Below are 12,744 nucleotides of genomic sequence, written 5' to 3' on the forward strand. Positions count from 1 at the left end.
CAGTGACGCTCCCTGGCCTTGCCCTGACCGCCGCGCAGCGCGGGGTCTGGTACGCCCAGCGCCTCGACCCGCACAACCCCGTCTACCGGGGCGCTGAGTACGTCGAGATCGCCGGACCGATCGACCCGGCGCTGTTCGAGTCCGCGGTGCGCGCTGCCGTGACCGAGGCGGACGCCCTGCACGTGCGGTTCGCCGACGGCGACGCCGGGCCGGTGCAGCTGCCCGTCCCCGCCGATGACTGGGACTTCCCGGTGATCGGGGTCGGCGACGCGGCCGACCCGCGGGAAGCGGCCGAGGAGTGGATGCGCGCCGACCTGAACCGGCCGCTCGATCCCGGGCGGGACCCGCTGTTCGGACAGGCCTTGTTCGTGGACGGCGACACGCGCGTCTTCTGGTACCACCGGTACCACCAATTGATCAACGACGGCTTCGGCATCACGCTGATCGCCGCCCGGGTGGCCCGGGTCTACACCGCGCTGGCGGCCGGGCAGCCGGTGCCGCCGGCCACCTTCCGGCCGCTGCGGGAGCTGGTCGGCGAGGACCAGCGGTACCGGGACTCGGGCCGGTTCGCCGCCGACCGCGACCACTGGGTGCGAAGCCTCGCCGACCGGCCGGCGGCGACCCGGTTCGCGGGGGTGCCCGCCCGGACGCCGCACGGCCACCTGCGCCGCAGCCTTCACCTGGGGGCCGCGGAGAACGACCGGCTCGGCCGGATCGCCCGCCGGGCCGGCGCCGAGTGGTCGGCTTTCCTCATGATCGGGGCGCTGGCCGTGCACCTGCACCGGCTCGGCGACGGCGACGACGTGCTGCTCGGCCTGCCGCTGAGCGCACGCACCAGCCCGGAGCTGCGCGCGATGCCCGGCCGGGCGGCGAACCTGCTGCCCCTGCGCCTTCCGGTTCGCCCCGGGATGCGCGCGGCGGAGTTCCTGCGCCGGGTCTCCGCCGCTGCTCGGCAGGCCGCGGCCCACCAGCGGTACCGCGGCGAGGACCTGCGCCGTGACCTGGCCCTGCCGCAGGACATCGGCACCTACGTGGGCCCGATCGTGAACCTGATGCCGGCCCGGCTCGACCTGACCTTCGCCGGGCGGCCCGCGACCGCGCACCCGCTGGCCGGGCAGCTGGTCACCGATCTCGCGGTGGCGCTGCATCGCGCGGAAGGCGGCCGGTCGCGGCTGGACTTCGACGCGAGCACCGACCTGTACGACGCGGACAGCCTCGCCGTACACCAGGAGCGTTTCCTCGCCGTGGTGCACCGGCTGGCGGACGTGGTCGAGCGGGACGATCCGCTGGCCGCCGTCGCCCTCACCGACCAGCCCTCGCCGCCGCCCAGCACGCCACCGGCCGGGCGCCGGACCACCCTGACCGAGTTGTTCGAGGCGCAGGCCCTGCGCACCCCGGACCGGGTCGCGGTGACGGACGGATCCACCCGCTACACGTACGCCGAGCTCGACGGCCGCGCCGATCGGCTCGCCGCCCGCCTGCGCACCGCCGGAGCCGGCCCGGAACGGCTCGTCGCGATCCGGATGCCCCGCTCGGCCGGCCTGATCGTGGCGTTGCTGGCGGTGCTGAAGACGGGCGCCGCCTACCTGCCGATCGACCCCGGCGAGCCGCCGGACCGGGCCGCCTTCATCGTCGCCGACGCCGGCGCCTGCCTGGTGCTGACCGGCGACGAAGGGACGGACGGCGAGGAACAGCCCGGAGCAGGGGCGCGGCCGGACGGGGCCGCGTACGTCATCTACACCTCCGGATCGACCGGGCGGCCCAAGGGCGTCGTGGTCACGCACGACAACGTGGTCCGGCTGTTCGCGGGCGCCCGGCACCGTTTCGACCTCAACGCCGACGACGTGTGGACGCTGTTCCATTCGGTGGCGTTCGACTTCTCGGTGTGGGAGATCTGGGGACCGTTGCTGCACGGCGGCCGGCTCGTTGTCGTCGGGTACGAGACCAGCCGATCGCCGCGAGCCTTCCTCGACCTGCTGCGCGCCGAGCGGGTCACCGTGCTCAGCCAGACCCCGTCGGCCTTCTACCAGCTGATCGAGGGGGCGACGGACGGGCTCGCTCTGCGGTACGTGGTCCTCGGTGGTGAGCCGCTGGACCGTGGCCGGCTCGCACCGTGGTTCCGGCGGCACCCGGCCGGTCGGCCCCAGCTGATCAACATGTACGGCATCACCGAGACCACCGTCCACGTGACCTGGTCGGCGATCGACCCGGACGCGGCCGGCCGGGACGCCGGACTGATCGGCACGGCCCTGCCCGGCCTGCGCACCCACGTGCTGGATGCCGCGCTCCAGCCGCTGCCGCCGGGCGTCACCGGCGAGCTTTATGTCTCAGGCCCCGGTCTGGCCCGCGGCTACCTCGGCCGGCCCGGGCTGACCGCCGCGCGCTTCGTCGCCGACCCGTACGGGCCACCCGGCGCGCGCATGTACCGCACCGGCGACCGGGCCCGCTGGACCGACACCGGCGAGCTCGAGTTCGCCGGCCGCGCGGACGACCAGGTGAAGATCCGCGGTTTCCGGATCGAGCCCGGCGAGGTCGCCGCACGCCTGCTCACGCACCCGGACGTCGCCGAGGCCGCGGTCGTCGCCTACGAGCACGCTCCCGGCGACACGCGTCTGGCCGGGTATCTGGTGGCGGCCGGCGGCGCCGCGGAGATCCGGGGATGGCTCGCCGAGCGACTCCCGGCCCACCTCGTGCCGTCGGCGCTGGTCAAGGTCGACCGGTTGCCGCTGACCCGCAACGGCAAGCTCGACCGGGCCGCGTTGCCCAAGCCCGAGACCCCGAGCGAGGGTACGGGGGAGGCGGCTCGCACCCCGCGCGAGCAGATCCTGTGCGGGCTCTTCGCCGACGTGCTGGGCGTGCCCGACGTCGGTCGTACGGCGAACTTCTTCGATCTCGGCGGTCACTCCCTGTCGGCCACCACGCTGATCGGGCGCATCCGGACCTTCCTGGACGCCGAGGTGCCGATCGCGACGCTGTTCGCCGCGCCTACGGTCGCCGCGCTCGACCGGCACCTGGACGAGGAACGGGCGCGGCGCCCCGCCCTCACACCGCGCGGCCGTCCCGATCCGCTGCCGCTCTCGTTCGCCCAGCGCCGGCTCTGGTTCCTGCACCGTCTCGACGGTCCGAGCGCCACCTACAACATCCCGCTCGCTCTGCGCCTGACCGGTCGCGTCGACGTGGACGCCCTGCGCGCGGCGGTGCGCGACGTGGCCGGGCGGCACGAGAGCCTGCGGACCGTGCTGCCGGACGCGGACGGCGTGCCCGGTCAGCGGATCCTCGACGCCGTACCGGATCTGACCGTCGAGGACGTAGCCGCCGCCGAGCTGGCGGAGCGGCTGCGGGCGTACGCCGGGCGGGTCTTCGACCTCGCCACCGAGCCACCGCTGCGCGCACGGTTGTTCCGGACCGCCCCCGGCGAGCAGACGCTGCTGCTGCTCCTCCACCACGTGGCCGGGGACGGCTGGTCGGTGGGGCCGCTGACCCGCGACCTGCTGACCGCGTACCGGGCCCGGGCCGCCGGCGAACCGCCGGACCGGCCGCCGCTGCCGGTGCAGTACGCCGACTACACCCTCTGGCAACGCGACCTGCTCGGGGCCGAGGACGACCCGGACAGCCTGATCAGCGAGCAGATCGCCTTCTGGAAAGCGGCGCTGAGCGGCCTGCCCGAGCGCCTCGACCTGCCCGCCGACCGCCCCCGACCGGCGACGGCGCGGCACCGCGGCGCCCTGCACACCTCGGCCTGGAGCGGCGACCGGCACCGGTGCCTGGCCGGCACGGCCCGTGCGTACGGCGTCAGTCTGTTCATGGTTCTGCAGGCCGGGTTGGCGGTGTTGTTGCATCGTCTGGGCGCGGGGCCGGACATTCCGATCGGGTCGCCGATCGCGGGTCGTACCGACGAGGCGCTCGATGATCTGGTCGGGTTCTTCGTGAATACGCTGGTGCTGCGGACCGATGTGTCGGGGGATCCGTCGTTCCGGGAGTTGCTGGGGCGGGTGCGGGAGACCGATCTGGCGGCGTACGCCCATCAGGACGTGCCGTTCGAGCACCTGGTCGAGGTGCTGAACCCGGCCCGGTCGACCGCCCACCAGCCGTTGTTCCAGGTCATGCTCGCCCTGCAGAACACCCCGCGCACCCCGGTCGAGCTGCCGGGCGTCGCGGTCCGGAGCTCGCTCGTCGACGCGGGAGTGGCCCGGTTCGACCTGACCTTCAGCGTCGCCGAGAACCCGGGGACGGACGGGCTCACGGTCACCGTGAACTACGACAGTGACCTGTACGACGAGACGACCGTGGCCACCTGGACCGACCGGCTCGGTCTGCTGCTCGATCAGGCCGCCGCCGATCCGGGCCGGCGGGTGTCGGCGCTGGGCCTGCTGCGGCCGGGCGAGCCGGAGACGCTGCTCGCTCTCGGCAACGGCGGGCGCCCGTACGCCGCCCCAGCCGTCTTCCTCGACCGGTTCGCCGCCCAGGTCGCCCGCACGCCGGACGCGCTCGCGGTGACCGCCGGCGACACCGGCATCACGTACGCCGATCTGGACGCCCGGTCGAACCGGCGGGCCCGGCTGCTCATCGACCTCGGCGTCGGGCCGGAGACCGTCGTCGCGGTCGCGTTGCCGCGGGACGCCGAGCTGATCGTGGCGCTGCTGGCCGTGCTCAAGGCGGGCGGCGCCTACCTGCCGGTCGACCTCGACTATCCGGCCGACCGGCTGGCCTTCCTGGTCGAGGATGCTCGGCCCGCCCTGGTGCTGACCACCCGCTCGGTGAGCGGCCGGTGGGAGAACGCGTTGTTCCTCGACGACCCCGGCACGGTGACGGCGACCGCGGCCCAGCATCCCGGCGCGATCCGGGACCACGAGCGCCGCGGTCCACTGACGCCGGCGCACGCCGCCTACATCATCTACACCTCGGGCTCGACCGGCCGGCCCAAGGGTGTGGTGGTCTCCCATCGCGGGGTCACCGACCTGCTCGACTGGGCGGTCGAGCGGGTCGGCGCGGACCTGCTCCGGCACGTCCTGGCCGCCACCTCGCTCACCTTCGACGTCTCCGTGTTCGAGATGTTCGCCCCGCTGACCTGCGGCGGCCGGATCGAGCTGGTCGAGGACCTGCTCGCGCTGGCCGAGCGTCCGTGGTCCGGCACCCTGATCAGCGCCGTCCCGTCCGCCCTGGCCAGCCTGATCCACGACGGCGACCTGCGGGTCGGCACCGAGGGCGTGGTGGTCGCGGGGGAGGCGCTCACCGCTCGCATGGTCGACGACATCCGCGGGACCTGGCCAGGCGCGCGCATCGCCAACATCTACGGCCCGACCGAGGCGACGGTCTACGCCACCGCGTGGTTCGCCGGGCCGGAGACGGCGCCGCTGCCCCCGATCGGCGCCCCGGTCACGCACGCCCGCGCGTACGTGCTGGACGACCACCTGCGACCGGTCCCGCTGGGCGTGCCGGGCGAGCTGTACCTCGGCGGTACGGGCGTGGCGCGCGGCTACCTGAACCGGCCGGGGTTGAGTGCGGGGCGGTTCGTGGCGGACCCGTTCGACGGGGCCGGCGCGCGGATGTACCGGACCGGCGACATCGTGCGCTGGGGCCGGGACGGGCAGCTGGAGTTCGCGGGCCGGTCGGATGATCAGGTGAAGATCCGTGGGTTCCGGATCGAGCCGGGGGAGATCGAGTCGGTGCTGGCGGGTCATCCGCTGGTGGAGCACACAGCGGTGGTCGTGCGTGAGGACCGTCCCGGTGATCGACGGCTGGTCGCCTACGTGGTGCCGGATGAGGCGGTGGTATCCGGTGGCGGCGGCGAGCAGGTGGACGAATGGCAGCAGATCTACGACCGGTTGTACGGGCGTGACGAGGCTGATTTCGCCGGGTGGAACAGCAGTTTCACGGGTGAGCCGATCGACCTGGGCGAGATGCGGCAGTGGCGTGACGATGCGGTGGCCGCTGTGGTGGAGTTCGGTGGCGCGAGGGTGCTGGAGATCGGTGTCGGTTCCGGTCTTCTGATGTCGAGGCTGGTGGACAAGGCCGACGAGTACTGGGCGACCGACCTGTCGCCGGTGGTCATCGAGCGGTTGCGCGCCAAGGTCGGCGATCGCGTCCGGCTTCGCGCGCAGCCGGCCGACGACGTGACCGGTCTGCCGTCAGGTCACTTCGACACGGTCGTGCTGAACTCGGTGGTGCAGTACTTCCCCGACGCGGCCTATCTGAGCCGGGTGCTCCGGCAGGCCCTGACGTTGCTCGCTCCGGGTGGCCGGATTTTCGTCGGTGACGTGCGGAATCTTCGGTTGCTGCGGCATTTCCATGAGGGTGTGTTGTCGCGGCGGTTGTCGGGTGACAGGTTGCGGCGGGCGGTGGATCAGGCCGTGGCGGTGGAGAAGGAGCTGCTGCTCGATCCCGATTTCTTCGCCGGGTTGGCCGCCGGTGTGGAGATCAGGTTGAAGCCGGGTGGTTACGTCAACGAGTTGTCGGCGTATCGGTATGACGTGGTGCTGCACCGCGATGCGGTCCCGGAGTGCGGGGATCTGCCGGTGGTGGACTGGTATCCGGGTTTGGTCTGGCCGGAACGAACCCGGGTTCGAGGCATTCGTAACGCCCGGTTGCACGGTGACGGTGTGGATCCGTTCGAGCTGGCCGGTCGTGCGGTGCTGACCTGGACCGGTGATGACGATTCAGGTGCCTTCGATGCGCTGTTCGGGGGCGCGGCGGTCGGCGCCTACCAGCCCGGACGGCGCCGGCGTCCGCTGGCCGGCAACCCGCTCCGGGTCCGCGCCGGCGGCCAGGTCATCACCGCGCTGCGCTCGTACCTGCGCGAGCGACTGCCCGACTACATGGTTCCGGCCGCGATCGTGCCGCTCGAACGGCTTCCGCTCAACCTCAGCGGCAAACTCGACCGGGCGGCCCTGCCCCAGCCCGACCTGACCGCGATGTCCTCCGGCCGCGCCGCCCGGGACCCGCGCGAACAGATCCTGGCCGACCTCTTCGCCGAGCTGCTCGGGCTCTCCGTGGTCGGGGTGGATGACGATTTCTTCGCGTTGGGCGGGCATTCGTTGCTGGCGACGCGTCTGGCCAGCCGGGTGCGGGCGACGCTGGGTGTGGAGATGCCGATCCGGATGTTGTTCGAGGCGCCGACGGTGGAGCGTCTCGCGGAGCAGCTGGGCCGGGCGCGGGATGCTCGTCCGGCGTTGACCCGGGGGCCGCGTCCCGAGGTGGTGCCGTTGTCGTTCGCGCAGCGCCGGCTCTGGTTCCTGCATCGGATGGAAGGACCCAGCGCCACCTACAACATGCCGGCGATCGTGCGGATCACCGGCGAGCCGGACGTGCCGGCCCTGCGCGCGGCCGTGCGGGACGTGGCCGCCCGGCACGAGAGCCTTCGCACCGTCTTCCTCGACCACGACGGCGTGCCCTATCAGCGCGTTGTCGACGATATCCCGGACCTGGCGATCGTCGGCTCCGATGTGGACCTGCGGGAGCTGGCCGGGCACCGGTTCGACCTGACCGCCGAGCCGCCGTTGCGGGCGACGCTGGTGCGTGCCGCCGAGAACGAATACGTGCTGATGCTGCTGCTGCACCACATCGCGGGGGACGGCTGGTCGTTGCGCCCGCTGACCGCCGACCTGGCCACGGCCTACCGCGCCCGGGTGTCGGGGGCGGCGCCCAGGTGGGTGCCGTTGCCGGTGCAGTACGCCGACTACACGCTGTGGCAGCGGGATCTGCTGGGCGACCGGTCCGATGCCGAAAGCCTGCTCACCACCCAGGTGAAGTACTGGACGGACAAGCTCTCCGGTGTCCCCGAGCAGATCCGGCTGCCCTTCGACCGGCCGCGTCCGGCGATCGCGTCGTACCGGGGCGCCACGGTCGGGTTCGAGATCGATGCGCGGTTGCACGCCCGGTTGGTGCAGGTGGCGCGGGCGAACGGCGCGTCGCTGTTCATGGTGCTGCAGGCCGGGCTGGCGGCGCTGCTGCACCGTCTCGGCGCCGGCCCGGACCTGCCGATCGGGTCGCCGATCGCCGGTCGCACCGACGAGGCGCTGGACGACCTGGTCGGGCTGTTCATCAACACGCTGGTGCTCCGCACGGACGTTTCCGGGGACCCGTCGTTCCGGCAGTTGCTGGGCCGGGTGCGGGAGACCGATCTGGCCGCGTACGCCCATCAGGACGTGCCCTTCGAGCACCTGGTCGAGGTGCTGAACCCGGCCCGGTCCACCGCGCACCAGCCGCTGTTCCAGGTGATGCTGAGCGTCGAGAACAGCGGGCCGGCCGAGGTCGACCTGCCGGGCATGCGATGCGAGTTCGGCTCGATCCACATGGGCACGTCCCGGATGGACCTCTCGATCTTCGTCGGCGAGCGCCGGGGTGGCGGGCTGAAGGCGACGGCCGAGTACGCGACGGACCTGTTCGACGCGGACACGGTCGAGGCGTTGACGGCCCGTTACGTGATGCTGCTCGAGGCGTTGGTGACCGATCCCGACCAGCGGATCGGCGCGGCCGAGATCCTCCTGCCGCGGGAACGGGACCGGCTCGCCGGATGGGAGCGCCCGGAACGGGCCGACGTGCCCCCGGCGACGTTGCCGGAGCTCGTCGGGCGCTGGTCGGACGGCATCGCGGTGTCGGACCCCGGCCGGAGCCTGACCTATCGGCGGCTCGACGAGGCCGCCAACGCCGTGGCGTGGTCGTTGGTGGAGTCCGGGGTGCGGCCGGGTGACGTGGTGGCGTTGATGTTGCCGCGTTCGGTCGACCTCATCGTGGCGCTGCTGGGTGTGGTGAAGGCCGGTGCGGCGTATTTGCCGGTGGATCCGGAGCTTCCGGCCGAGCGGGTGGCGTTGATGACCGCGGGTGCGGCGCTGACGGTCACGGAGCCGTTCCCGGGTGCGGGCCGGGCGGACGCACCCCTGGCGAAGATCGACCCGCGCGGCGGCGCCTACGTGATCTACACGTCGGGGTCGACGGGTGTGCCGAAGGGTGTGGTGGTTCCGCATCAGGGGCTGGCGGCGTTGGCGGCGGCGAACGCGCGGCGCCTGGTCGTGGACTCGTCGTCGCGGGTGTTGCAGCTTTCCTCGCCGAGTTTCGACGCGATGATGATGGAGCTGATGATGGCCTTTGGTGCGGGGGCCGAGTTGGTGGTGGCACCGGCTGGTCCGGTGGTGGGCGCGGAGCTGGGTTCGTTGCTGGCCACCGGGATCACGCACACGTTGATCCCGCCGTCGGTGCTGGCGACCGTGCCCGCAATGGAACTGCCGCATCTGCGCACTCTGCTGGTCGGTGGGGAGGCCTGTCCGCCGGCGTTGATGAAGCGGTGGGCGGAGGGCAGGTTGATGGTCAATGGGTACGGGTTGACTGAGGCCACGGTGTGTACGACGTTGTCGGACCGGTTGAGTGTCGGTGGTGGTGTGCCGATCGGCCGTCCGATCGTCGGTACGTGGGCCTACGTGCTGGACGAGCGTCTGCGGCGGGTACCCCCGGGCGTCCCCGGCGAGTTGTATGTCGGCGGTGCGAGTGTGGCGTCGGGGTACCTGAACCGTCCGGGGTTGACCGGTGAGCGTTTTGTGGCCGACCCGTTTGGTCCGGCTGGGGCTCGGATGTATCGCACCGGTGATGTGGTGCGGTGGGCGGCGGATGGTCAGGTCGAGTTCGCGGGGCGGGCTGATGATCAGGTGAAGATCCGCGGTCTGCGGGTCGAGCCCGGCGAGGTCGAGGCGGCGCTGACCGAGCACCCGTTGGTCGACCAGGCCGCGGTCATCGCCCGCGACGATCGCCTGGTCGCCTACGTGACCGGGACGGCCGATCCGGCGGACCTCATCCGGCGCCTGCGGGAACGGCTACCGGCGTACCTCATCCCGGCCGCCGTCGTGCCGCTGGACCGGTTGCCGCTCACCGCGCACGGGAAGCTGGACCGGGGCGCGCTCCCCGTACCGGAGCTGTCCACCGGAGTGACGGCCCGGTCCGCGCGAACCCCGCACGAGCAGATCCTGGCCGAACTGTTCGCCGAGGTGCTCGGGCTGACCACGGTGGGCGTGGACGACGACTTCTTCGCGCTGGGCGGGCACTCCCTGCTGGCGACGCGGCTGGCCGGCCGCGTCCGGGCGACCCTCGGCGTGGAGATGCCGATCCGTACGTTGTTCGAGGCGCCGACCGTGGCCGCGCTCGCCGCCGAGCTGTCCCGGGCCGGCCCGGCCCGTCCGGCGCTGACCGGGCGGTCGCGTCCCGAGCTGGTGCCGCTGTCGTTCGCGCAGCGCCGGCTCTGGTTCCTGCACCGTCTCGAAGGCCCGAGCGCCACCTACAACATCCCGCTGGCCCTCCGGCTCACCGGCGAGCTGGACGTCGGCGCGCTCCGGGCCGCCCTCCGCGACGTGGCCCTGCGGCACGAGAGCCTGCGCACGGTCTTCCCCGAACAGCATGGGATGCCGCACCAGCACATCCTTGACGATCTCCCGGAGCTGACCGTCGCCGGCTCCGGGACGGACCTGGGCGAGCTGGCCCGCTACCGGTTCGACCTGACCGCCGAGCCGCCGCTGCGGGCGACGCTGATCCGGACCGGCGACGCCGAGCACGTTCTGATGCTGCTGCTGCACCACATCGCCGGTGACGGCTGGTCGATGCGGCCGCTGTCGACGGACCTGGTGACCGCGTACACCGCGCGGACCGCGGGGCACGCCCCGGAGTGGACGCCGCTGCCCGTGCAGTACGCCGACTACACCCTCTGGCAGCGGCAACTGCTCGGCGACCCGGACGACACCGGCAGCCTCTTCCACACGCAGACGGACTACTGGTCACGCTCGTTGGACGGCCTGCCGGAGCTGATCGACCTGCCCTTCGACCGGCCCCGCCCGGCGGCGGCCTCGTACCGGGGCGATGCGCTGATCTTCCGCTTCGGCGAGGACCTCTGCGGGCGCCTGAGCGCGCTGGCCGCCGAGTGTCACGTCAGCCTGTTCATGGCGTTGCAGGCCGGGCTGGCCGCACTGCTCACCCGCCTGGGCGCGGGCACGGACATCCCGATCGGCGCGCCGATCGCGGGCCGCACCGACGACGCGTTGACCGACCTGATCGGATTCTTCGTCAACACGCTCGTGCTGCGAACCGACGTCTCCGGCGACCCCACCTTCCGCGAGCTGCTGGGCCGGGTGCGGGAGACCGACCTGGCCGCCTACGCCCACCAGGACGTCCCCTTCGAGCACCTGGTCGAGGTGCTCAACCCGGCGCGCTCGACCGCGCATCACCCGCTCTTCCAGGTCGCGCTGGCCCTGCAGAACGCGCCCGGGATGACCTTCGACCTGCCGCGCCTGGCCATCGCGCAGCTGCCCGTCTTCGCGGGGGTGGCCCGTTTCGACCTGATGATCAGCGTACGGGCCGACCCGGCGCCCGACGGCCGCGGCCAGGATCTGCTCGGCTTCATCGAGTTCAACACCGACGTCTTCGACCGCGACGGCATCGACGTCGTCGCCGAGCGGTGGCACCTGCTCCTGCGGGCGGTCGCCGACCAGCCCGACCGGCCGATCTCCGACATCGAGCTGCTCAGTGATCACGAACGCCGGCGACTTCTTCTCGACTGGTCCATAGGGGGCTGACACATGACTGATCCGCGCACGCCGCAGGTGACGTTCCTCGAGATGTTCGAGCGGTGGGTCGTGGAGTCCCCGCACGCGCCCGCACTGTCGGACCACGGCCGCTCCCTGACCTACGCCGAGGTGGACCGCTGGGCCGGGCGGGTGGCCGCGGCGCTGGCCGGCCGGGGCGCCGGACCCGGCGACGTGGTCGCGCTGTCCCGGCCGCGCTCGCTGGAGCTGGTCGTGGCCATGCTCGGCGTGCTCAAGACCGGCGCGGCGTACCTGCCGGTGGATCCCGGCTATCCGGCCGAACGCCGCGAGTGGATGATCGCCGACGCGCGTCCGGTCGCCGTGCTGGACGGCCGGGACCTGCCGGTGGCGGACGAACCGCTGCCGGGACGGCGGGCGCCGCTCCTCTCGGCCGCCTACGTGATCTACACGTCCGGGTCGACCGGCCGGCCCAAGGCGGTCGTGGTGCCGCACACCGGGCTCGCCGCCCTGGCCGGCGCCCAGGTCCGCCGGTTCGGCATCGACGCGTCGTCGCGGGTGCTGCAACTCTCGTCACCCAGCTTCGACGCGATGGTGATGGAGCTGACGATGGCCTTCGGCGCGGGTGCCGAGCTGGTGGTCGCGCCGGCCGGCCCGGTGGTCGGTCAGGAGCTGGCCACGTTGCTCGAACAGGCCCGGATCACGCACACGCTGATCCCGCCCTCGGTGCTGGCCACCGTGCCCGAGGTGCCACTGCCGGACCTGCTGACCCTGATCGTGGGCGGCGAGGCCTGCCCACCGGGACTGGTCCGCCGCTGGGCGCCCGGGCGCCACATGGTCAACGCGTACGGCGTCACCGAGGCGACCGCCTGCTCGACCCTCTCGGCCGACTTCGACCCGGCCGGCACCCGCGTGCCGATCGGCCGGCCGGTCATCGAGAGCCGGGTCTACGTGCTCGACGACCGGCTCAGGCTGGCCCTGCCCGGTGTGGCGGGTGAGCTCTACATCGGCGGGGCCGGGGTGGGCCGCGGCTACCTCCGCCGTCCTGGGCTGAGCGCCGAGCGTTTTGTGGCCGACCCGTACGGCGAGCCCGGCGCGCGGATGTACCGGACCGGCGACATCGTGCGCTGGGGCCGGGACGGGCAGCTGGAGTTCGCGGGCCGGTCGGATGATCAGGTGAAGATCCGTGGGTTCCGGATCGAGCCGGGGGAGATCGAGTCGGTGCTGG

The 12,744-nt window shown here is 72.7% G+C and carries 2 protein-coding genes; both read left to right on the plus strand.

The annotated features are described in order from the left end of the window. Window positions 1-2 precede the first annotated feature (2 nt). Window positions 3-11,549, plus strand: a complete 11,547-nt coding sequence (locus AB0O15_RS29800) for an amino acid adenylation domain-containing protein (protein ID WP_364324900.1) — start codon at window positions 3-5, stop codon at window positions 11,547-11,549. A gap of 3 nt (window positions 11,550-11,552) precedes the next feature. Beyond that, the coding region (locus tag AB0O15_RS29805) for an amino acid adenylation domain-containing protein (protein WP_364324903.1) at window positions 11,553-12,744 on the plus strand (1,192 nt) is incomplete at its 3' end.

The organism is Actinoplanes sp. NPDC089786 (genome assembly GCF_040684855.1).
In the GTDB taxonomy this organism is placed as follows: domain Bacteria; phylum Actinomycetota; class Actinomycetes; order Mycobacteriales; family Micromonosporaceae; genus Actinoplanes.